The following is a 23,123-nucleotide window of genomic DNA, read 5'->3' on the forward strand; positions in this document are numbered from 1 at the left end:
AATGGCACACCCAATGTGTCGGCTAAAGCATTATTAAAAAATTTATCGTCGGCACTCCACCAAAACGGGTTGTTGATTACATTGGTTCCTGTTAAAGCTGCGTTTTTCAAAAAAGCCCTATAAAAAGGAACGTCCTGCGAAATTCTATCAATGATTACGGCATATTCGCCGCCTTTATTTTGAATTACCTTGTCGATCGAAACAGCTTCGGCCGTAATTCCTTTTTCAGCTTTGGCATTGACTCTGTCTATAAAAGCTTGTGGAAAAGTATCTTCCATCCCAAATAAAATTCCTATTTTTTTCATAGTGTGGTGTTCGTTTTAGTATTATTATATTGTCTTTAAAATTTGATGTGTGGCAACTTAATGCATTTTAATTCTGGAGAGATAATGTGGAAACATTTCACGCCAAACTGGCCAATCGTGTTTGCGATCTTGGCGAATGTCTAACCAATGGTGTACATCTTTCGCCGCTAAGATTTTGCTTAAATTTAAATTAGCATCTAAGCATATATCCCAATTTGAAGTACCAAGAACAACCTCCATTTGCCATAAATTTTCATCGTTCAATCCGTATAAAAAATCTTCGGGGGAGTTAAAAAAAACATCGTCGTCCCAATGTCCGTCCATAAAACTTTTTATTGAAAAAGCGCCACTCATTGAGAACATGTGGCTCACGTATCCAGGATGACGAAAAGCAAAATTTGCCGCATGGTAGCCTCCAAAACTGCATCCAGCCACTGCCACTTTTCCGGAACTTGTATTGTTTTTGACGCGTTCAACAATTTCGTGACATATCATTTTATCGTACCAAACGTGATTTTGAATCCGGTGAACGGGATGGATTTTTTTATTATAAAAACTGTCCTTATCGATGCTACTCGGACAAAAAATTTGGATTAAGCCTTGTTCTAAAAACCATTTGGCACTTTCGATTAAACCTTGGTCTTTATTCTCGTGATAACTCCCCATTGAAGTGGGGAATAGAATGACGGGATAACCCGCATGCCCAAAAACTAACATCTCCACTTCGCGAGATAAATTGGGTGAATACCACTTAAAATATTCTTCTTTCATATGTAGATATTTATTGCTTTTTATTGGTTTCCCGATAGCTATCGGGAGTAACTGCTTCGCCTATTCGTCCCGATAATTATCGGGACTCGGGTCGCCTATCTTTATTTGGGTTTATCTCATCAGATAAAATTTTATTTGGTATTTGATGACCTACGCTTGCAAACGGACGAAGCATTTTCAATTGCATCGCTTTCTCGTTTTGGTCATTTCACATGTAAATTTTTATTTTTTTATGTGTCATCCCGATAATTCGGGACAAGCCATATTGTTTGCCTTTCTTCGATTGTTTTTTTTTCTGCTGCTTTTAGTTTATGCTCATTTTATAGATTTGTTTTACTTTTAACAATAATAGTTAAAAAAAATGTTAAAATCTAATAAAAAGTATCGTCTGAAGTCGTTTTATGATTGTTTTTTGTATTTGACAAATTGTTTAAAAATAATATAAAATTTGAATACTATTTAACTCATAATTTATATAATCTTCATTTATCGAAGTTTCTAGAGGTTGAATTTTTGAATTCATTTATTTTATGATTGACGAAAGCTCTTTATCTCATCTTATTTCTGAATTTAATTTGATTTTTGCTTCATTTTTCTAGTTCAGCTCTCCATTGAATTCCTCGTGCATACTTACTTTTAAACCTTAAATATTGGTATATTTGCCGTTCTTCAAAAAAATGCGATGAACTACAATTTTTTACCACAAACTACCATCAAAGTAAGCGAAATTGCCTTAGGAACAATGACTTTTGGTCAGCAAAACACGGAAGCCGAAGGACATTCGCAACTCGATTTTGCACTTGATGCGGGAATTAATTTTATCGATACAGCCGAAATGTACTCGGTTCCTGCACAAAAAGAAACTTCAGGAAGTACCGAAAAAATTATAGGTTCGTGGTTGAAAAAATCAGGTAAAAGAGACCAAATTGTTTTGGCTACCAAAATTTCCGGACCCAATCGCGGACTCGAATTTATCCGCGAAGATTTGCGGTTTACACCCAAATCGTTAAAAGAAGCCGTTGAAAAAAGTTTGCAACGACTCCAAACCGATTGCATTGATTTGTACCAATTGCATTGGCCAGAACGAAAAACCAATTATTTTGGACAAAGGTGTTTTACCTTAGAAAATGATTCTTGGGAAGACAACATCAATATGGTTTTAGTAGAACTGCAAAATTTAATTAAAGAAGGTAAAATTAAAGCGATTGGTTTATCTAACGAAACGCCTTGGGGTGTGATGCGTTTTTTGGAAGAAAGTAAAAAGCATAATTTACCTCGAATTTCGACTACCCAAAACCCGTATTCCTTATTGAACAGAAGTTTTGAAAGTGGTTTGTCCGAAGTGTTTCATTTTGAAAGTGTTGGCTTGTTGGCGTATTCTCCTTTGGCATTTGGGGTTTTGTCGGGAAAATTTCTCACTGGCGAAAGTCATCCGAATGCAAGGTTGACGTTGTTTCCAAAATTCGCACGTTACAGTTCTGAAAATGCTACGAAAGCAACTCGTTTATATCAGCAAATTGCCCACGATAATGGTTTGACGTTAACCGAAATGGCTCTGGCTTTTATACGTCAACAGTTTTTTGTGACGAGTACAATTATTGGCGCGACCACATTGCAGCAATTGCAGGAAAATATTCAAACAAGTCAAATTGTATTAACCGAAAAAATAATTTCAGAAATTAATAAAGTACAGGAATTGTATCCGAATCCTTGTCCGTGATTCAAAACTAAATGAAACACAAAACCCCATCTTTTTGAAATGGGGTTTTATGCTTTTTACAAATTATCGATCACTTTATCTTTAGGATATTTGACCTTATAACTAATCCTGATTACTTTGGTTTCGTTGGGTTTTAAGTTCAAATTCCAAGTCAAAATTCCAGTTTCTAAATTGATTTTTGCACCTGCACTTTCTTTCACTTCAATTTCAATTTCCTTGTCTGGACTCAACGGATATTGGTCTTTCAATAACAATTCAACGGCTTCTTTTTTATTGTTTCTAATCGTAATATCGTAGGTAAAGGTTTGCTCTTTCTTGGAAGATAAAAATTTTGTCCCCGATTTATCCACTACTTTTTCGCGTTTAATCGATATTTTTTTATCTCTTCCCATACTCAAATTCAAGGTGTCCGACGTTTGATTGGGGTTGATAAACGTTTTGCCTACATACATTCCTTCAAAAATAATATTGGCTTCGCCTTGCAGCAAATTGTACTTGGAATAATCACTGATTTCGACCATCAAAAATGCTTCTTTTTCCACTCGTGGTGCAGCATAATATTTGTAGGTTGCCGGAAGATTGATTTCTTTCAAAGCCACACTGTGGGCTTTTCCGTTGGATAAAATATCGTAAGGAATGTCGATGTCAAACGAAATGTTGAGCTGGTTTTCACTTATATCTGTATCGTATATTTGTTTCGTTGTAACTATAATTACACCATTCGCCGCTTTATTACCATATAGAGATGTAGCACTAGCATCTTTTAAAACGTTTACAGATTTTATATTTTCAGGAGCTAATTGTTTGTAAGTATTATCATCAGAAATTACGCCGTCAATGACTACTAATGGTTGATTGTTTCCAGAAATACTTGCAGCACCTCTTATCATAATTTTTGAATCGTCTTCTATCTCATCTGAATTTATTTGTAATCCTGGAGCTCGACCTTGCAACTGATTTAAAACAGTATTTACATTGGAATATCCGTATGCCTTTGGATTTCCATACCTCAAAAACCACGCATTTAAAATCGGTGCTTGGTTGTTTTGATTCGGATTGCCGCTGGATAACGTCAGTTTCACTTGTTTCCAATCAATCCCCGTGTTTTGCGAAACTTGGGCTTTGTACATCATTTCCATAGGTGCCGAAATACTGTTGGCCCTCAAGTCATAAAAGGGTTTCCAGTTGGCGTTGTTGGTCAAATAATTGATGTCGAAATTCACAGTTCCTGCCGTTTCGTTCATCACTTGAAGCACTAATTTTCCTCTGGAAGTTTTGTCCTCTTTTTGCGTGTTGATTTCCAATTTGTTCCGCAAACTATTTAGTTTTTCGTTGAGTTTCTCTATTTTCTCGTCTAAAACATCAATAGTATTACTAATTTGATTTCGTGTCTTTTTGTAATAATCCACCATTTTTGTCAGTTCCAAAACACTCAAACCCGAGTTTACGCCCGAAACTTGTTGGTTTTTGTCCAGCAACTCAATGGTTTTTGTTTCGGCATTTTTTGAGTTGGTCGTTTTCTTAATCTCTTTCTCCACAAGAAAAATACTGTCGCGCACTTTTTTTATCAAAGGCGAATTCTCGTCAATTTCGTATTCTGAAATATAATTGTTGGTAAACTGAACCGAAAGTACCGTCACATTCGCAGGAGCTCCAACTTGAATCGTACTTTCATTCAGATTGTCGGCGACGTTTTTCACCACAATTTCACTGGTTCCTTTGGGCAAAGTAGCCGATGTGGTTTGCGAAATTTCAGCAGAATTAAAATAAACCGTGACGTTTTTGACTTTTGCAGTAGTAAAAACCGGTTTTTGAGCATAGAGGATTGCTGGAAACAATAGGAGGAAGAGGAAGTTTTTCATAGTTCGTTTTTTAGTTCGATAAATGTCTTTCTTACATAGAGGACAATAAAGTGGAAAAGGTTGGAAAACAATTATTTTTTTTGGGCGTGCCCCTCCGAAAAGGTCGGGTCAGGCTGTCCGTTCCCACTTCCTGATGAAAATCGGGAGAGCTCAATTCCTCCCGATCACTATCAGGAGGCACGCGAGTGAGTGGAAACGAGCCACTTTGTATTTTTTATCAATTTAAATTCTAAAAATCAAATTCCCCCAATTCCAAAGTATCTATTGCCGTCGAATCGATTTCGGTAATCCGGATAAACGAACGAGCCCGACCCGTAACCTTTGGCGGAACAGATTTATACAACGTATCTTCCGCCGTTAAAATTCCCCGACGAAGCATTAAGTTGGTCAAGTATTTTTGTTGCACCACCCCTTGATTGCGTATGTTTCCGCTACCGTCAAATTTCCACATAAAACCTTTAGGTCGCGGAACAATGCTGGCCAAAAATAAACATTCATTCAAGTTCAATTGCGAAGGATGTTTTTCAAAATAAAACTGCGAAGCTTCGCCAATTCCATACACATTTGGTCCCCATTCAATAACGTTAAAATACACTTCCAGCATCCGTTCTTTACTGACAATGCGGTTGTTTTCGAGAATATAAACCAATAAAATTTCTTCTAATTTCCGCGAAAGTGTTTTTTCTCGCGTTAAGAACACATTTTTAACCAACTGCATTGAAATCGTACTGCCGCCACGACTGAATTTTTTGGTCTTGATATTTTTAATAATTGATTGTTTGAATGCTTCGTTGATAAATCCGCGGTGCGAAAAGAACGAAGGATCTTCTGTAGTCAAAACACTTTTCCGCAAATACGGTGAAATTTCGCTCAAAGGGGTGTAATTAGGGTTACTTTCTCCCACAAAAACAGGTCGTTGATATTGGTTGTTTTCAAAAGCACGATACGTGAAAGGACCGTTAATTTTGTTCAAATCGGCTTCGCCATATTTGATAATTTTAAAAGCCTTTTTGTTGATTTTGCTGTCAAAGACCAAGGCTTTTGGATTGTTTTTATTGAATTCAAAATCCAAGCGGTAATCAAATTCGCCTTGTGCTTCCATTCCTTCAAAATGGGTAAACAATCCCGTGGGTAATGATTCTATAAAATCTTGTGCTTTCATTGTGGGAATCGCCACTTTCAATGCATAAATCGTGTCAGTCTCTGTATTTACATTGACGTAGGGATGAAATTTTATCTTGTTCAACACCGCGGTCGAACTGCTGTCGATTCCGATGCTGTTTTCGTCCAAAATAAAATGAAAATCAAAAAGGGCTTTTTTGAAAAGTACATCTTTCGTCGCAATTTTCGGATGATTTACAGACAAGTTTGCAATAGATGAAGTGCCGTCAATGTTGAGAATTCCACCACTTTTAGAAATGTTATCGACTTTAATTCGGATGGAATCAAAACTGGATTTTAGATTGAAACGCTCGTCAAAATAGGGCACTTTTATCGCTCCCGTATCGCGGTTGGTAAAAGCAATATCGGCGTTTTGATTTCTCGGATCGGCAAAACCAGAAATTTTCCAACGTTGTGCAAATGTGTTGGTTTGGACATTAATATTCGTTTCCAGTTGTTTATCGGCAAGCCGAAGTTTCTGCAAATTTATTTTGGCTTTCTTTCCATTGTCATCCAATCTGAATGTTAGATTTTTGATTTCCATATCAGTTGGAATCAAATTTAAACCTTTTGAAATAAGGGAATAGGCGAGTTCGGCATAATCTCTTTTTTGTTCTTCTGTTGGTTCAGTGGTAACCTCTTTTTCTTTTTTTAGAAACGCACTAAAGTTTTTGCGATTGCCTTTTTTGGTGAGTTGGATGAATCCATTTTCTAAAAAAAGTGTACCGAGTTGCACATCGCCAACGAACAAAGGAAGAATACGAATGGAGGTATTCAATTTTTGAATAGAGAAAAGCGTGTCGGCTTTGTTGGGAACTAGTACAATATCAGTAAATCGTACGGCGGTTAACCCATCAAATTCGGCTGTTTTGATACTTAATTTCGCGTCGTAATCGCGTTCCATTTTTGTTTTTGCTTTCGCAATGGCTTGTTGTAAAATCGAGTTTCGAAAACTGATAAACAAGATCATTCCGATACCCAAAAGGATTAGGATTCCGATTAAAATGCGAATAAAAACTTTTTTTCGTTTACTCATAATGGGATGGTTTTAGCCAAAAAGTTCTTCGACAATGTCTTCAATTTTTGAAACCAATCGAACTTTGATAATCGTTTTTTTAAGTGAAATTTTATTGTACTTAGAAACAAAGATTGCCGAAAAACCCAACTTTTCGGCTTCTTGAATGCGTTGGTCGACTCTATTTACTGGACGAATTTCGCCTGAAAGTCCAACCTCTCCTGCAAAACAAAAATCTTTATCCACCGGGATATCTTCGTTTGAAGATAAAATTGCAGCCACAACGGCCAAATCGATGGCTGGATCGTCTACCGAAATCCCGCCGGTAACGTTCAAAAATACGTCTTTAGCGCCAAGCCTAAAACCCGCTCTTTTTTCTAAAACTGCGAGAATCATGTTGAGTCTTTTAGCGTTGTAGCCCGTTGTGCTTCGTTGAGGCGTTCCGTAAACTGCCGTACTTACCAAGGCTTGAATCTCAATCATCAACGGTCGCATACCTTCAAGCGTTGAGGCAATGGCCGTCCCTGAAAGTTGTTCTTCTTTATGCGAAATCAATATTTCAGACGGGTTGGAAACTTCCCGTAATCCGGAACCCAACATTTCGTAAATGCCCAGTTCGGCAGTTGATCCAAAACGGTTTTTTAGCGAACGAAGGATTCTGTAAATATGATTTCGATCGCCTTCAAATTGCAAAACGGTGTCCACCATGTGTTCCAATATTTTCGGACCAGCAATGGTTCCGTCTTTGGTGATGTGACCAATTAAAATGACAGGAATATTGGTTTCTTTGGCAAATTTGATTAATTCGGCAGTGGTTTCCCTGATTTGAGAAATACTTCCGGGAGACGATTCGATATAATCCGTATGCAAAGTTTGAATCGAATCGATGATGACAATTTCGGGTTCGATAACTTCAATTTGTTTGAAAATATTTTGCGTCTTGGTTTCTGTTAAAATATAACAATTGTCGCTCAACGGATTGATGCGTTCGGCCCGCATTTTTATCTGTTTCTGACTTTCTTCGCCCGAAACGTACAAGGTTTTATAAGGAAGTTTTAGAGAAATTTGCAGCAGTAACGTGCTTTTTCCAATGCCGGGTTCGCCTCCCAAAAGAATCAACGAGCCCGGAACAATTCCTCCGCCTAAAACACGGTTGAGTTCATTGTCTTTAGTATCCATCCGAATTTCTTCGGTGCTGTCGATTTCGTGAATTTTTAGGGGTTTTACAACGCGCTTGGATTCGGTTTGGGTCGGATTCCAACTTTTTTTCTCTTCTTTCTGGATGATCTCTTCGGCAATGGTGTTCCATTCTTTACAAGCATTGCATTGGCCTTGCCATTTGGCATACGACGTGCCGCAATTTTGACAAAAAAAAGATGTTTTTATTTTTGACATAAGGGTTATTCTACTTCAGTTGTTCCGATTTTTCGAGCATAAAATCTTTGGTTAAACTTCCAATTTCTTCCATATTGTATCCAGTTAAATAGGCTTTCGAGGCTTTTTTAGTGTCGCCTGTTTTTTCATAAAACATACCCATATGGTATTGATGCAACATGCTTTTGGGATAACTTTTTTTAGACAAGCTTGCCAATTGTTCGAATTCTGCAAAAGCATTGTTTTTTAAAATAGCAGCTTCAATTGCTTTAAAATCATTGATGCGAATAGGCATTTTAATCCCAAATGATTTTTCGATAATGTCGTATTTTTTTGTCAAATAACCCACGTAATTTGATGGTAAGGTTACAATTTTATCTTGAAATTCAGCATTTGAAATGGGTTGATAGGCGCCAAAAATATGGTACAATGCGTTGGGAATAGAGTATAAAACCAACGAATAATGAGCTGCGTTTTTGAAATCGTCAAAATGATAGTTGAGATTTGGATTTCGAAGTACTTTAATATTTGTATCTAACGTTTTGATTAATTTTTGCATCTTTTTAAGGTCGCCGTCTGCTGTAGATTGGTAATAAAAAATGGGTTTTTTAACCACGTCTAAACGAGTTGCAATATGGGTTTCCATGTCTTTAGGAAGTTCAGGGCTCATGGAAATATAGGCATCAAAAAGAGGCTCATCTTTATAGAGAAACAAATTCATAAATCCGGCTGTTACGTCATGTCCAGCAACAATTTTGAAAGGAGCGATGGTGTATTTTTTTTCCAAAGCCGGAAGTAGTTCGAGACCTATAAAATCAAAAAACTGTGCTCCACGATCAATTGGCAGTCCATTTTCTTCATCAACGGTACTTTCTAATTCTCGATCAAAGGGTTTGCCTTGATGAATTCCCACTACAATAACTTCGGGTAAGTCGTCCCAAAAATTTCCGTATTGAAGTGCCCCCGTAAATGGTTCGAACAAATAATCGCCATCGAGCAACAATACTAAAGGATATTTTTTATTTTTTTCTTTACCGTAAGATGCAGGCAAGGAAATAGAAATAACTCGCTCCTGTTTTAGTTTTTCAGAATGAATGGTGTCTGTTGACTTTTGTGCAAAAATAGGAATCGTAAAAAGGCAAAAGAAGCCTATTAAAAAACAATTTTTCATAATTAAGTGGTGGTTTGATTGGTTGTTTTGTTTAGCAAAACGCAAGCAAGATACTAAATTATTTGTTTTTATTTAGAAGAGGAAGAAGTAAAAATGAAAGGCTACCCAGAACAACCGTTAATGCTGTTTGCGAAATCCATACCAGCCAGCCAAATGCAGTACCTACGGTTTCTGGAATGTGATACAATAAGAAAATTTGTGCAATTAAAAGTGGAAATGCTCCAAAGCCACTATTGGTAAATCCAATGGCAAGACTTCCGATAACAAATGCGGTTATTACGGCACCAAGACTAATGGTACTCGTTTCATCTAGTGCGAAAATGGCTACATAGAACATCAAAATATACGTAAACCAGATAAAGAGCGAGTGGAATAGAAAGGGCCATTTTTTCTTCATTTTAACAATACTGAGCATTCCCTCCATCAATCCAGCAAGCTTTTCTTTGATAAAAAGAATGAACGTCCATTTGGAATAAATCCATAGCAGTACAAAAATGATAAAACCTGTAAAACCGATTAAAGCTAACAAGATTAATTTTTCGAAAGGGATAGTGCTTATTATAAAGTTTTTGAGTACTTTGAATTGCAAAATCAATGCAGTAAAAACAAAAAGAAAAAACAGCATTAAATCTACAATTCTTTCGGCAACGATGGTTCCAAACGCTTTGTCAAATGGAACGTCTTCATACTTTTTTACAATCACAGCTCTCGAAATTTCACCCGATCGCGGAATGGTTAAATTCATAAAATAGCCAATGCAAACCGCCATAATGTTGTTGCTGAGCTTGGAAGTATATCCCATGTGTTCCAGCGAAAATTTCCATCTATAGGCTCTGGAAGCAAATCCAAAGGTGGCGATGAATAGTGATAAATAAATGTATAGATAATTGGCATTTCTAAAATACCCTTTCATTTCAACAAGTTGATCAGCTGTAAATTGATGGTACTGGTATACAATCAAGATGACGCCCAATAACAGGGGTAAAAGAATAGAAAGCCATTTACTGATTTTCTTTTTCACAAATTAAGTCAAGGAATTGTCTTTTTCATTCGGAAAAACCAAGGACGGCTTGAACGTTTTGGCTTCTTCAAAATCCAAAATGCCGTAGGCAATGATAATGATGATGTCGCCTTTTTGTACTTTTCGAGCTGCAGGACCATTTAGCGTAATTTCCCCACTGTTTCGGTTTCCTTTAATAGCATAGGTTTCTAGTCGTTCACCATTATTAATATTGACGATGGCCACTTTTTCGCCTTCGATAATATTAGATGCTTCCATTAAAGCTTCGTCAATTGTGATGCTTCCTATATAATTTAAATCGGCTCCAGTTACCGTCACGCGGTGAATCTTGGATTTTACTACTTCAATTTGCATGGTGCAAAGATAATTAATTTAATGAAATGGTGTCAATCAATCTCACATCGTTCATAAATACAGCGATAAAGGCACGGTATTTTTTATGGTGCTCTTTAATAGCACTTGATTTTAGAGTGGCTTCATCGGCAATTTCGAAATATTCCAATTTGAAATGGGTATTTTTTAGGAATTCATTTTCTACCCACTGGATGACTTCGGCAGCCGTTTTTGTTTCAAATTTTAGTTTAGCTTCTTGCAACGTTTTATAAATAAAAGCGGCTTCATTTCGTTCTTTTTTTGAGAGACGTTCGTTTCGGGAGCTCATCGCTAATCCGTTGGTTTCTCGATAAATGGGCTGTCCAATTACTTGAACAGGAAGTTGGTTTTTTTTAACCATTTTTTTTACAATCTGTAATTGCTGAAAGTCCTTTTCGCCAAAGTAGGCTTTGTTGGGTTGTACAATTTCAAATAATCGTTTTACAATTGTACCCACGCCGTCAAAATGACCAGGACGATGTTTGCCTTCCATCTCATACTCTAAACCATCAAAATCAAAATTTTGGGCTATCGTTTGCCCATTATAAATGTCGTCTACCGAAGGAGCGAACACAATAATATTGTCACTAATTTCCTTTAATTTTTCTACATCGGCTTCCAGAGTACGGGGATAATTATCCAAATCGGTACTGTTGTTAAATTGAGTAGGATTTACAAAAATACTCATTACAGTAACCTCATTTTCAGACATTGACTTTTGAATCAAAGACAAATGTCCGCGGTGCAAAGCCCCCATCGTTGGCACAAATCCGATTGTTTTTTTCGTTGCAAAGTTTTTTTGCAAATGTGTTTTGAGCCCCTCTTGGGTGTTGAAAATAAGCATACTGATTTAATTAGACACGTGCAAAAATAATTATAATAGTTAATAACTCCGTAATTTTTTGTAATTTTGCCCGTTATTTATTGCCAATAAAAGAAAGTAATATAATTATGGAGGATAAAAGGATTTTATATGTGTCATCTGAGGTGGTGCCTTACTTAGCAGAAAACGAAGTCTCGTCGATGTCGTATGATGTGCCAAAGATGATCAATGATCAAGGAGGACAGATTAGAATTTTTATGCCGCGTTATGGAAACATCAATGAAAGAAGACACCAGCTTCATGAAGTAATTAGACTTTCTGGAATGAACTTAGTCGTAAATGATTTGGACATGCCGTTGATTATCAAAGTTGCTTCAATTCCTAAAGAGCGAATTCAAGTATATTTTATTGATAATGACGAGTATTTTAAACGCAAGGCAACATTTACAGACGAAGATGGTGTTATGTATACCGATAACGACGAACGCGCCATTTTTTTTGCAAAGGGAGTTGTTGAAACTGTAAAAAAATTAAATTGGGTTCCGGATATTATTCACGTTCACGGATGGATGGCAGGAATGTTACCTATATATATGAAGCATTATTACAAGGATGAAGCACTTTTTGAAAACACTAAAATTGTAACTTCTGTGTACGGTAACTCATTTGAAGGGCAGTTAAATCTTGAAATGATTAATAAAGTTAAATTTGATGGAATACCCCACGAAGCAATTGCCGATTTATTAGAACCCAACTACGAAAATTTATTGAAAGCAACCATTTTGCATTCAGATGCAATAATAATTGGTTCATCAAATATTTCCCCAAGTTTAACAAAATTTATTGAAACCTCGGGTAAACCTTTTTTACCTTTCGTGCCAAAAGAAAAATTTGCTGAAGTCTATACTGACTTTTACAAAACAAAAGTTCTTTAAGTTAATATATTATATTTATATGAATAAAATATCGTTTTATGGGTTTGTTACTACAATGGCAATGTTCTTATTTGTTCTAACATCCTGTGATCAAGAGTTTAGTGAAATTGGTTCGGGTATTGTGGACGACGATCATTTTGCATTTTTACCTGATGATACATCTACCGTTAAAGCTTTCTCGGTGGGTACAGATGCCGTTCAATCCAATAATTTACCCATCAATTCTTTAGGAATATACAATAATCCTTTTTTCGGATCGGTTAAAGCCAACTTTGTAACGCAATTGGAACTGGCTAGTCCCAATCCTGTTTTTGATACTGCTAAAAATCCTGTTTTGGATAGCGTTGTTTTGACAATACCCTACTTCAGTACTCGAGTCCCTGGAAATGCAGGAACTTCCGTTTATCGACTAGATTCAATACGAGGTTCTGGGGCAATTGATTTAAAAGTTTTTGAATCCGGTTATGTTCTAAATGACCTTAGTACAGATCCAGCAGATAATTTCCAGACATCGCAACGGTATTATACCAATCAAGATGCTACTTTTGACAGCAATAAAAAGGGAACACTGCTTAATAACTCTATTGATCCGACTCAAAATTCGGCTTTTAATCCAAATTCTGATGCAAGTAAAAAAGAGTTTGTCACTTTAAAATTGGATCGTGGATTGAACCCAATTGTGCCGAAACAAGTCGAAACAAGTTTGTCACCTCGAATTCGGTTGAAATTAGACAAGGCCTTTTTTGAGCAAAAAATCATGAATGCTCCCGCTGGGAAATTATTCAACAACAGTGTTTTTAAAGATTACTTTAGAGGAATTTATTTTCAAGTGCAAGATGCTACAACCGGTACAATGATGCAGTTGGATTTTTCCAAAGGCGACATCACATTGCATTACAGAGAATATGCTAAATTATTACCAAGTGGTGAACCCGAAAAGCACGAAGCTTCGGACAAAGATACGTATGGAGGTACACCTAAACTTACAGCCAGAACGCTTGTCTTGAACATGAAGGGCAATACGGTGAATTTATTGGAAACCCAAAAATCAGATTTGTACAGTATGGCCCTAGCCAATTCCAATTTTACAGCTGGTGATGCTAATTTGTATTTAAAAGGGGGAGAAGGTTCCATTGCGGTTATTGATTTGTTTGGGCCAGATAACTTTGGGGAAGATGGCGTTACAGGGATGCCTGACGGTGTAGCTGATGAGTTGAATATTATCCGTAAAAAAGGATGGTTAATTAACGAAGCCAATTTGACATTTTTTGTCAATAGAAGTAAATTGGGGGCTGTTGCCGAACCTCAAAGAGTATATTTATACGATTTAACGAATAAGCGACCTTTGGTAGATTGGTCTAACGATCAATCAGGAACAAACGCATCGCCTAAGAATATTAAATTGATTTATGATGGAATTGTCCAAAAGGAATCGAACTTTGGTGTGAAATACCGCATCCGAATCACCAACCATATCCGGAATTTAATTCGAAAGGATTCAACAAATGTTCGTTTAGGGTTGAGCGTTACAGAAGCCATTTCCTTATCCACAAATGTCAGATTAAAGACTGCTAAGCCACTGCCTGGCGCTTTGACGCAATCCCCAGTATTTTTGTTGGATAGAATTCCTGGTGCTTCGTTAGTACATCCTTTAGGAACAATTCTTTACGGAAGTAATATCCTAGCGGGAAGTCCTGATTATGACAAAAGAGTAAAATTAGAAATTTATTATACGAAACCAAATTAAGAAAATATGTGTGGAATTGTTGGATACATTGGTTATAGAGAAGCCTTTCCTATTGTAATAAAAGGTTTAAGAAGATTAGAATACCGTGGTTACGATAGTGCCGGGGTAATGCTCTACAACGGCACAGACCTTATGGTTTGTAAAACCAAAGGGAAAGTTTCGGATCTTGAGGAGCGTTGCGAAAACGAAAGTACTTCGGGAGCAACTATAGGAATGGGGCATACACGATGGGCAACTCATGGCGTGCCGAATGATGTTAATTCGCATCCACATTTGTCTAATTCAGGTGAATTGGCTATAATTCATAACGGAATTATTGAAAATTATGAGCCATTAAAAAAAGAATTAATCAAAAGAGGATATACTTTTAAGTCGGATACGGATACTGAAGTTTTAGTAAATTTAATCGAAGATGTTCAAAAAACCGAAAACCTGAAATTAGGAAAAGCGGTTCAAGTAGCCCTAAGTCAGGTTATCGGCGCTTATGCTATTTGTGTTTTTGATACGAAAAAACCAAATGAAATTATTGTAGCGCGTTTAGGAAGTCCATTAGCCATTGGTGTAGGTGAGGACGAATACTTTATTGCTTCTGATGCTTCGCCTTTTATTGAGTATACATCCAATGCAATTTATCTTGAAGATGAAGAAATAGCAGTAATCCGATTAGGTAAAAAATTAAAAGTTCGTAAAATTAAAGATGATACTCTTGTTGATCCTTACATTCAAGAACTTCAAATGAATTTGGAGCAAATTGAAAAAGGCGGATACGATCATTTCATGTTGAAAGAAATTTACGAACAGCCTAGCGTAATTAAAGACACCTATCGAGGTCGGTTGTTGGCCGATCAAGGCATTATCCGAATGGCTGGAATTGAAGACAATTTAGAACGTTTTATCAATGCCGAACGAATTCTTATTGTAGCTTGTGGTACTTCTTGGCATGCAGGATTAGTAGCAGAGTATGTTATTGAAGAATTTACACGAATTCCAGTTGAAGTAGAATATGCTTCAGAATTTAGATATAGAAATCCAATTATAAATAAAGGTGACGTAGTAATCGCAATTTCTCAATCTGGAGAAACTGCCGATACGTTGGCGGCTATCAAGTTGGCTAAAGAAAATGGTGCTTTTGTATTTGGTGTTTGTAACGTTGTAGGTTCCTCTATTTCTCGCGAATCTAATGCAGGGGCTTATACACATGCTGGTCCAGAAATAGGTGTAGCTTCCACAAAAGCTTTTACAACTCAAATCACCGTTTTAACAATGATTGCGTTGCGAATCGCTCAAGCCAAAGGAACCTTAAATAATACCACATATCGTACCTATTTGCAAGAACTAGAGCGAATTCCTGAAAAAGTCTTAGAAGCTTTAGGTACAAATGATGTTGCTAAAGAAATTGCAGCAGTTTTTAAAGACTCACCAAACTGTCTTTATTTAGGTAGAGGTTATAACTTCCCTGTAGCCTTAGAAGGAGCACTAAAATTAAAAGAAATATCCTATATACATGCTGAAGGTTATCCTGCAGCAGAAATGAAACACGGGCCTATTGCTTTGATTGATGAAATGATGCCCGTTGTGGTAATCGCTCCAAAACAAGGGCATTATGATAAAGTGGTAAGTAATATTCAGGAAATAAAATCAAGAAGCGGAAAAATTATCGCCATCGTAACTAAAGGAGATACACAAGTACGAGATTTAGCAGACTATGTAATAGAAATTCCTGAAACTACCGATGCATTATCGCCGTTAATCACTACAATTCCATTACAATTGCTTTCGTATCATATTGCGGTTATGAGAGAATGTAATGTAGATCAACCACGGAACTTGGCCAAATCGGTAACTGTGGAATAATTTAGCACTAATATTGACAGTAAAAGCGGGATTTATTCCCGTTTTTTTTGTTTCTTAATTTTTATGTAATATTTAATAAATTGTAAATTTTATATGTATGCATAGTATTTTTTTTGCATTTTAAGCAAATTTGTTAATTAAATCACAACAAATTTCACTAATTATATGTGAACAAATGCCGATAATATTTGCGGTTTGTTGAAAATAAATGCCTATTTTTTAATAATGTGAAAATTATTTGTACTTTGGCTACAACTAACCAACAAAATTTAAAACAAATGAAAGTGTATTTTTTTATTTTGTCCCTATTTTTCTGCGGAATCTCATTTGCCCAGATTACAGCCACGGGATTAATTAAGGATAAAGACGGGATGTCCTTGCCCGGTACTACTATTGCTGTTGCGGGAACGACTATTGCTACAATAGCGGATGCTGAGGGTAAATTTATTTTAGTAGCCAATAAACAGTTACCATTTGAAATTGAAGTATCTAGCGTTGGATTTGTTACCCAAAAAGTGCAAATTACCAAGAATAATCAAGTTGTTAATGTGGTTTTGTTGGAAGAAGAAAATCTCTTAAATGAGATTGTAGTTTCAGCATCCAGAACGCCAGAGCGAATCCTTGAATCCCCTGTAACTGTTGAGCGTATGGGGCTTAAAGAGATCCGAAATACATCCTCACCAAGTTTTTATGATGGTTTAGAAAACTTAAAAGAGGTGCATTTTAATACCAGCAGTTTGTCTTTCAAAACAATCAATACACGTGGATTTGCATCAGTGGGTAATACACGTTTTATGCAATTGGTAGATGGAATGGACAATTCTTCACCAGCATTAAACTTTGTACTTGGTAATTTAATTGGCTTGTCGGAAATTGATATTGCAAGTGTTGAGTTACTTCCAGGAGCCTCTTCTGCGCTTTATGGTGCAAATGCCTTCAACGGAATTTTGTTTATGACCAGTCGTAGCCCTTTTACCAGTCAAGGAATCAGCACTTATTTTAAGGAAGGACTCACTTCTCAGGAAGCAGCCGGTGACAATCGATTTTACGACTTTGGACTTCGTGCAGCTCATGCGTTTTCGCCTTATTTTGCAGCCAAAGCCAATTTTAATTATATGAAAGGCACCGAGTGGATCGCAGCCGACGAAAGAAGTATGACCGCTGGAGGTTTACGCGGTACCAATCAAAACTATGATGGATTAAATTTATACGGAGATGAGGTTACTACTTTTATTCCAAATGTGGGTCAAGTAAGTAGAACGGGTTATAGAGAACAAGATTTATCCGATAATCAAGTGCGAAGCGTTAAAGCTGATTTTTCACTTCATTTCCGTCCATGGAAAGACGATTTCGAAATTATATTGCAACACAAATTGGGTTTCGGGAATACCATTTATCAAGGAGCCAACCGCTATTATTTGCAAGATTTTTTCATGAATCAGTCTAAGATTGAAATACAAGGTAAGAACTTTTTCGTTCGTGGATATGTTACAGGAGAAGATGCAGGAAATTCTTATGATATGCGTTTTGCGGGATGGAATGTCAATAGATCGTGGAAAGGCGACAGAGCTTGGTTTACCGACTATGCAACTGCATTTTTGCAGTCTCAAATTGGTTTAGGATTTAATGCCAATCAAGCGAGTTCTTTTGCAAGAAATTTTGCAGACAACAACGTAACTACCGTTCCAGGGATTCCAGGAGTTGCTAACCCATTAGGATTAACGCCAAACGGGCAAGCCCGATTTTTACCAGGAACCCCAGAATTTAATAATGCTTTAGCAACCGTTATTTCTAATCCTGATCTTACAGAAGGAGCTCAGTTCTTGGATCAATCCAAAATATACCATTCCGATGCAAACTATAATTTCAAAGACATTATTAAGTTTGCCGAAATCCAAGTTGGGGGTTCATTTCGTCAGTACGAATTGAATTCTTTTGGAACAATTTTCACTGATTTCGATGGGCCAATTCGTTACGATGAATATGGGGTTTATTCTCAAGTTCAGAAAAAATTTATGGAAGAGCGTTTGAAATTTACAGGTTCTATTCGTTACGATAAAGCACAAAATTTTGACGGTCAGTTTTCCCCAAGAGTATCATTTGTTTATTCAGCAGGCGAATTGAAAAATCATAATTTTAGAGCGTCTTTTCAAACGGGTTTTAGAAATCCAACAACTCAAGACCAATACATTGGCTTGGATTTAGGACCTTTTGCATTAATCGGTTCCGCTCCTGATAACTTAAGTCGTTTTGAAGAATCTCTACCCGTAAGTGAAGTTGGTCAAACCCTTAACGGAGGGCAAGATACGGTAACTTTTGATGGTAATGATGCTTATAATGCTCCAGTTTATTCAGTGCCTTCGGTCACTAGATTTTCGCAAACTGGAAATACAGCTGATTTGCAAATTGTAAATGTTAACTTAGTAAAACCAGAACAAGTAAAAGCATTTGAAGTAGGTTATAAATCTGTTTTAGAAAATGGCTTTTCTGTAGATATGAACGTTTACCACAATATCTATAACGACTTTTTGAGTACCTCTCGAATAATCACTCCTTATTACGGTACAGTTGGTTCGAATTATGTACCTGGTAGTTCTGATTTGTTAGGGCTTCAATCGATTGCAAATGGAGACCGAAGAGTGTATCAAGTGTATACTAATACATCAGAAACGGTAACTTCAACCGGTTTAGGAGTTGGATTATCTAAAAAAGTGTACAAAGAATTTGAAGTAGGTGTAAACTATAACTTTGCAGATTTTCAGTTTGACCAAGCTAAAGATCCTTCATTTATAGCAGGATTTAACACGCCTAAACACCGCGTGAAAGCATCCCTAGGAAATACAGCTTTATTCAAAAATTTTGGTTTTAATTTAAATGCTCGTTACAACTCAGAATATTTATGGCAGTCTTCTTTCGCAGATGGCATTGTTCCTGAGAACGTAGTATTTGATGCTCAAATTAATTACGCAATTCCTTCTATCAAATCAGTTTTAAAAGTGGGAGGAGCTAATCTATTTGGTGATGATTACATTCAAGTAATTGGTGCAGGTATGATTGGACGACAATTATTTGCCTCTTTAACCATTAATCCTTAATTAAAAATAGATCAGTCAAAATATAAAATTCAAGATTATGACAAAAAATTTCAAATGGCTACTGTTGGTTTCTTTAACCTTTGTAGCATGTAATTCAGATATAGAAGAGGATGCGGTACAAGAAGTGCCCATCGTTGCAGGTTCAGCGGATTTTTCGAAATATGTAGCATTAGGAAATTCATTAACTGCAGGATTTAGCGATGGTGCTTTGTTTATTGCGAGTCAAAATAACGCTTATCCTAAACTGATGGCCGACCAATTTGCCTTGGCTGGAGGAGGAGATTTCAAAACTCCTTTTATGAACGACAATGTTGGGGGGCTTCTTCTTGGCGGGAATCCTTTACCAGGATTTGGTCCGCGACTTATTTTTAATGGAGCTGCTCCTGTATCTTTGCCTAACGGAGTTTCTACCACAGAAATAGGTGTTCCTTTGGCGGGTCCGTTTAATAATTTAGGTGTTCCTGGAGCCAAGAGTTTTCATTTATTAGCACCTGGCTATGGTAATGTGGCTGGACTTTTGAATGGAACTGCAAACCCCTACTTTGTTCGATTTAGATCGTCTGCATCTACCTCAGTAGTTGCTGATGCAATGGCCCAGAATCCTACATTTTTCTCTCTATGGATTGGAAATAATGATGTATTGGGTCATGCTTTAACTGGTGCTGATGGTTCAAATCCGATTACAGCTGAAGCACTTTTTACCCAAGCTTATAATGCACTTGTAAGTACGTTAACTTCTAATGGAGCTAAAGGTGTAGTAGCGAATATTCCAAATGTAAATACACTGCCTCACTTTAAAGTAGTTCCTTTCAACGCACTAGATCAAGCCAATCCTGCGTTTGGGCCACAAATACCTACATTAAATGCCACTTTTGCAGCTTTGAACGCAGCTTATGCAAGTATTGAAGCTGATAATGCAGCTACTAACGCTTCGGATCGTGCTATTGTTTTTGCAACAACAGGGAAAAGTCCCGTTGTTATACATGATGAATCGCTTCCAAATTTAGGAGCATTAATTGCTCCAAAATTAGTTGCTTTGGGCTTTCCTCCCTCAGTAGCCGGTTTGTTTGCAAATCAATTTGGACAATCGCGTCAAGCTACACCGGCAGATTTATTTGTATTGCCCGCTTCAACTGTCATTGGCACCGTAAATACGGCTTACTTTCAAGCGTTAGTTGCACAGGGGGTTCCGGCTGCCACTGCAGGTCAACTATCGGTTCATGGAGTAACTTTGCCATTGGCAGACAAATGGGTTTTGATTCCAACTGAACAAGCAGAAATTGCAACTGCAACGACGCTTTTTAACGGAATTATAAAAAGTGCAGCCGATCAGGCAGGTCTTGCTTTTGTTGATGTAAATGCTTTGATGACTCAACTCGCCAATGGTGGAATTCGTTTTAATAATTTTACAATGACTTCTGCATTTGTTCAGGGTGGCGCTTTCGGATTAGACGGTATTCATATTACAGCAAGAGCAAACGCTTACATTGCAAATGAATTTATGAAAGCAATCAACGCAACTTATGGTTCGACCTTGAGAATGTACAAACCAGGAGATTTTCCAATTAGTTATCCAGCTTCATTGCAATAACTTTCGATTATAATAGAAATAAGCCATCGTATCAGATGGCTTTTTTTTGATCAAAAATCATCACTTTTAGCAAAGAAATCAAATTGTGTAGAATGTAATGGTAATATTTACGTAAAAAAATAAATAATTTTTATTGATTATGTATTTTAAAAAATTATCTTTGCACTCTGAAAAAAGTCGTGTTTTTCACAAACCTAAATAGCTATTTAATAAATACATAAGTAATGTCAAAAGTAATAGGAAAAGTTGCTCAAATCATTGGACCAGTAGTTGACGTAGTATTCAATACTAAGGATGTTGAACTTCCAAAAATTTATGATTCATTGGAAATCACTAAAAAAGACGGAACATTGTTGGTGTTAGAAGTACAATCTCACATTGGAGAGAATACGGTTCGTACCATCTCTATGGATTCTACAGACGGATTAAGCAGAGGATACGAAGTAGTTGCTACAGGAAATCCAATTAAAATGCCAATTGGTCCTGATGTTTATGGTCGTTTATTTAACGTAATTGGAGATGCTATTGATGGATTAGGTGAATTGCCTAAAACAGGTGAAAACGGAATGTCTATTCACCGTCAAGCACCAAGATTCGAGGATTTGTCTACTTCTTCTGAAGTTTTATTTACTGGGATCAAAGTAATTGATTTAATTGAGCCTTACTCAAAAGGGGGTAAAATTGGATTGTTTGGTGGAGCAGGTGTTGGAAAGACAGTTTTGATTCAAGAATTGATCAACAATATCGCAAAAGGCCACGGTGGACTTTCAGTATTCGCAGGAGTAGGTGAGAGAACACGTGAAGGAAACGACTTACTTCGTGAGATGTTGGAGTCAGGAATTATAAAATACGGAGAAGAATTCATGCACTCTATGGAAAATGGAGGGTGGGATTTATCCAAAGTAGATATGCCAGGAATGAGAGAGTCTAAAGCTACTTTCGTTTTCGGACAAATGAATGAGCCTCCTGGAGCTCGTGCTCGTGTAGCACTTTCAGGACTTTCTATCGCAGAATATTTCCGTGATGGAGCAGGAACAGATCAAGGTAAAGACGTTCTTTTCTTCGTAGATAACATCTTCCGCTTTACACAAGCGGGTTCTGAAGTATCTGCACTTTTAGGTCGTATGCCGTCAGCGGTAGGTTACCAACCAACTTTGGCGACTGAAATGGGTGCGATGCAAGAAAGAATTACGTCCACAAACAAAGGTTCGATTACTTCTGTACAAGCGGTTTACGTTCCTGCGGATGATTTAACAGATCCAGCTCCTGCAACTACTTTTGCCCACTTAGATGCAACAACGGTATTGTCTCGTAAAATTGCTGAGTTAGGTATTTATCCTGCAGTTGATCCCTTGGATTCTACTTCAAGAATCTTAACTCCACAAATTCTTGGTGATGAGCACTACGACTGTGCACAAAGAGTAAAAGAAATCCTTCAAAAATACAAGCAATTACAAGATATTATTGCGATTCTTGGTATGGAAGAACTTTCTGAAGAAGATAAGCTTGCCGTTTCAAGAGCACGTCGTGTGCAACGTTTCTTGTCGCAACCGTTCCACGTTGCTGAGCAATTTACAGGTATTCCTGGAGTTTTAGTTGATATCAAAGACACTATCAAAGGATTCAATATGATTATTGATGGCGAATTAGATCACCTTCCAGAAGCAGCTTTCAACTTGAAAGGAACAATCGAAGATGCGATTGAAGCAGGACAAAAAATGTTAGCGGAAGCGTAAATGAGTTTTCAGTTTTTAGTCACAGTGTTCAGTACTGAGACTGTAAACTGAAACTGCAAACTTAAAAATTATGACTTTAGAAATAGTATCGCCAGAGGCAAAATTATATTCGGGTGAAATAACTTCGGTTACCGTGCCTGGTATCGACGGAGAATTTCAGATGTTAAATCACCACGCTGCCATTGTTTCAATATTGGCAAAAGGTGCAATCAAAGTGGAAGCGGCTCATTTTGCACCAACAAAAGAAGGGGTTTCACATTTTGTGGTTGGCGCTGATAAAAAACATCATTTGGCAATCAACTCTGGAACTTTAGAAATGAACGATAATAAAATTATTATATTAGTAGATTAAGTTCTATTGTATTACTTAAAAAAAACCCTTTCAATTCGAAAGGGTTTTTTTAATTATTTTTTGATTACTTTTCTAGTTAAAATTGCATTATCTACAAAAATTTTCAATAAGTAGATGCCCTTTTGAAACTCAGATAAATCAATGCTTTTGGATTTTAAAAGGGTTTTTATTTTAGTTCCCAAAACAGTGTAGACTTCAATTTTATCTATTTCAACATC

General features: G+C 36.8%; 17 protein-coding genes and 1 pseudogene. 8 read left to right on the forward strand and 10 right to left on the reverse strand.

What is annotated here, in order from left to right:
• A pseudogene (locus tag ACIQ2X_RS03610) lies at window positions 1-305 on the reverse strand (hypothetical protein); the annotation flags it as partial.
• Window positions 306-362: 57 nt separating this feature from the next.
• On the reverse strand, window positions 363-1,076 hold the full coding sequence (locus ACIQ2X_RS03615) for an esterase family protein (protein WP_396177517.1): 714 nt from the start codon (window positions 1,074-1,076) through the stop codon (window positions 363-365).
• A 682-nt stretch (window positions 1,077-1,758) separates the two neighbouring features.
• Here ACIQ2X_RS03615 and ACIQ2X_RS03620 point away from each other — a divergent pair.
• On the forward strand, window positions 1,759-2,796 hold the full coding sequence (locus ACIQ2X_RS03620; protein ID WP_396177518.1) for an NADP(H)-dependent aldo-keto reductase: 1,038 nt from the start codon (window positions 1,759-1,761) through the stop codon (window positions 2,794-2,796).
• 56 nt (window positions 2,797-2,852) lie between these two features.
• On the opposite strand, the gene ACIQ2X_RS03625 is transcribed toward ACIQ2X_RS03620, so the two are convergent.
• The 7 genes from ACIQ2X_RS03625 to panC all read right to left on the reverse strand — a co-directional run bounded on the left by ACIQ2X_RS03625 (window position 2,853) and on the right by panC (window position 11,616).
• Complete coding sequence (locus ACIQ2X_RS03625) at window positions 2,853-4,658, reverse strand: DUF4139 domain-containing protein (RefSeq protein WP_396177519.1); 1,806 nt, start codon at window positions 4,656-4,658, stop codon at window positions 2,853-2,855.
• Window positions 4,659-4,887: 229 nt separating this feature from the next.
• Complete coding sequence (locus ACIQ2X_RS03630; RefSeq protein WP_396177520.1) at window positions 4,888-6,855, reverse strand: transglycosylase domain-containing protein; 1,968 nt, start codon at window positions 6,853-6,855, stop codon at window positions 4,888-4,890.
• A gap of 12 nt (window positions 6,856-6,867) precedes the next feature.
• Entirely contained in the window at window positions 6,868-8,229 is a 1,362-nt protein-coding gene (radA, locus tag ACIQ2X_RS03635) for a DNA repair protein RadA (RefSeq protein ID WP_396177521.1), read from the reverse strand.
• A 10-nt stretch (window positions 8,230-8,239) separates the two neighbouring features.
• Complete coding sequence (locus ACIQ2X_RS03640; RefSeq protein ID WP_396177522.1) at window positions 8,240-9,379, reverse strand: alpha/beta hydrolase; 1,140 nt, start codon at window positions 9,377-9,379, stop codon at window positions 8,240-8,242.
• A 58-nt stretch (window positions 9,380-9,437) separates the two neighbouring features.
• Window positions 9,438-10,400: a YbhN family protein gene (locus ACIQ2X_RS03645; RefSeq protein ID WP_396177523.1), complete on the reverse strand. Its 963-nt coding sequence runs from the start codon at window positions 10,398-10,400 to the stop codon at window positions 9,438-9,440.
• Between the two features lie 3 nt (window positions 10,401-10,403).
• Complete coding sequence (gene panD, locus ACIQ2X_RS03650) at window positions 10,404-10,754, reverse strand: aspartate 1-decarboxylase (RefSeq protein ID WP_396177524.1); 351 nt, start codon at window positions 10,752-10,754, stop codon at window positions 10,404-10,406.
• Between the two features lie 13 nt (window positions 10,755-10,767).
• Window positions 10,768-11,616, reverse strand: coding sequence for a pantoate--beta-alanine ligase (gene panC, locus ACIQ2X_RS03655; RefSeq protein ID WP_396177525.1), 849 nt, complete (start codon window positions 11,614-11,616; stop codon window positions 10,768-10,770).
• 107 nt (window positions 11,617-11,723) lie between these two features.
• Between panC and ACIQ2X_RS03660 the strand changes: the two genes are divergently transcribed.
• The 7 genes from ACIQ2X_RS03660 (at window position 11,724) to ACIQ2X_RS03690 (ending at window position 22,905) form a co-directional block, all read left to right on the forward strand.
• Complete coding sequence (locus ACIQ2X_RS03660) at window positions 11,724-12,530, forward strand: glycogen/starch synthase (protein ID WP_396177526.1); 807 nt, start codon at window positions 11,724-11,726, stop codon at window positions 12,528-12,530.
• Between the two features lie 19 nt (window positions 12,531-12,549).
• On the forward strand, window positions 12,550-14,277 hold the full coding sequence (locus ACIQ2X_RS03665) for a DUF4270 domain-containing protein (RefSeq protein ID WP_396177527.1): 1,728 nt from the start codon (window positions 12,550-12,552) through the stop codon (window positions 14,275-14,277).
• 6 nt (window positions 14,278-14,283) lie between these two features.
• Complete coding sequence (gene glmS / locus ACIQ2X_RS03670; RefSeq protein WP_396177528.1) at window positions 14,284-16,131, forward strand: glutamine--fructose-6-phosphate transaminase (isomerizing); 1,848 nt, start codon at window positions 14,284-14,286, stop codon at window positions 16,129-16,131.
• A gap of 278 nt (window positions 16,132-16,409) precedes the next feature.
• On the forward strand, window positions 16,410-19,226 hold the full coding sequence (locus ACIQ2X_RS03675) for a carboxypeptidase-like regulatory domain-containing protein (RefSeq protein WP_396177529.1): 2,817 nt from the start codon (window positions 16,410-16,412) through the stop codon (window positions 19,224-19,226).
• Window positions 19,227-19,263: 37 nt separating this feature from the next.
• Entirely contained in the window at window positions 19,264-20,817 is a 1,554-nt protein-coding gene (locus ACIQ2X_RS03680; RefSeq protein ID WP_396177530.1) for a G-D-S-L family lipolytic protein, read from the forward strand.
• A 224-nt stretch (window positions 20,818-21,041) separates the two neighbouring features.
• The gene (gene atpD, locus ACIQ2X_RS03685; RefSeq protein WP_396177531.1) at window positions 21,042-22,553 is read left to right on the forward strand and encodes a F0F1 ATP synthase subunit beta; all 1,512 of its coding nucleotides are present in this window, start codon (window positions 21,042-21,044) and stop codon (window positions 22,551-22,553) included.
• A 70-nt stretch (window positions 22,554-22,623) separates the two neighbouring features.
• Entirely contained in the window at window positions 22,624-22,905 is a 282-nt protein-coding gene (locus ACIQ2X_RS03690; protein WP_396177532.1) for a F0F1 ATP synthase subunit epsilon, read from the forward strand.
• A 53-nt stretch (window positions 22,906-22,958) separates the two neighbouring features.
• Here the strand turns inward: ACIQ2X_RS03690 and ACIQ2X_RS03695 are convergent, their stop codons facing one another.
• Window positions 22,959-23,114, reverse strand: a complete 156-nt coding sequence (locus ACIQ2X_RS03695) for a T9SS type A sorting domain-containing protein (protein WP_396177533.1) — start codon at window positions 23,112-23,114, stop codon at window positions 22,959-22,961.
• Window positions 23,115-23,123: the final 9 nt, after the last annotated feature.

It is taken from the genome of Flavobacterium sp., assembly GCF_044368625.1.
Taxonomy (GTDB): Bacteria; Bacteroidota; Bacteroidia; order Flavobacteriales; family Flavobacteriaceae; genus Flavobacterium.

Bases quoted from the DNA above. Each gene is read 5' to 3' on its own strand.
- ACIQ2X_RS03690 (WP_396177532.1), top strand. From the start codon at position 22,624: ATGACTTTAGAAATAGTATCGCCAGAGGCAAAATTATATTCGGGTGAA.
- radA (WP_396177521.1), bottom strand. From the start codon at position 8,229: ATGTCAAAAATAAAAACATCTTTTTTTTGTCAAAATTGCGGCACGTCG.
- ACIQ2X_RS03630 (WP_396177520.1), bottom strand. From the start codon at position 6,855: ATGAGTAAACGAAAAAAAGTTTTTATTCGCATTTTAATCGGAATCCTA.
- glmS (WP_396177528.1), top strand. From the start codon at position 14,284: ATGTGTGGAATTGTTGGATACATTGGTTATAGAGAAGCCTTTCCTATT.
- ACIQ2X_RS03640 (WP_396177522.1), bottom strand. From the start codon at position 9,379: ATGAAAAATTGTTTTTTAATAGGCTTCTTTTGCCTTTTTACGATTCCT.
- ACIQ2X_RS03660 (WP_396177526.1), top strand. From the start codon at position 11,724: ATGGAGGATAAAAGGATTTTATATGTGTCATCTGAGGTGGTGCCTTAC.
- ACIQ2X_RS03615 (WP_396177517.1), bottom strand. From the start codon at position 1,076: ATGAAAGAAGAATATTTTAAGTGGTATTCACCCAATTTATCTCGCGAA.
- ACIQ2X_RS03675 (WP_396177529.1), top strand. From the start codon at position 16,410: ATGAAAGTGTATTTTTTTATTTTGTCCCTATTTTTCTGCGGAATCTCA.
- panC (WP_396177525.1), bottom strand. From the start codon at position 11,616: ATGCTTATTTTCAACACCCAAGAGGGGCTCAAAACACATTTGCAAAAA.
- ACIQ2X_RS03680 (WP_396177530.1), top strand. From the start codon at position 19,264: ATGACAAAAAATTTCAAATGGCTACTGTTGGTTTCTTTAACCTTTGTA.
- panD (WP_396177524.1), bottom strand. From the start codon at position 10,754: ATGCAAATTGAAGTAGTAAAATCCAAGATTCACCGCGTGACGGTAACT.
- atpD (WP_396177531.1), top strand. From the start codon at position 21,042: ATGTCAAAAGTAATAGGAAAAGTTGCTCAAATCATTGGACCAGTAGTT.
- ACIQ2X_RS03625 (WP_396177519.1), bottom strand. From the start codon at position 4,658: ATGAAAAACTTCCTCTTCCTCCTATTGTTTCCAGCAATCCTCTATGCT.
- ACIQ2X_RS03665 (WP_396177527.1), top strand. From the start codon at position 12,550: ATGAATAAAATATCGTTTTATGGGTTTGTTACTACAATGGCAATGTTC.
- ACIQ2X_RS03620 (WP_396177518.1), top strand. From the start codon at position 1,759: ATGAACTACAATTTTTTACCACAAACTACCATCAAAGTAAGCGAAATT.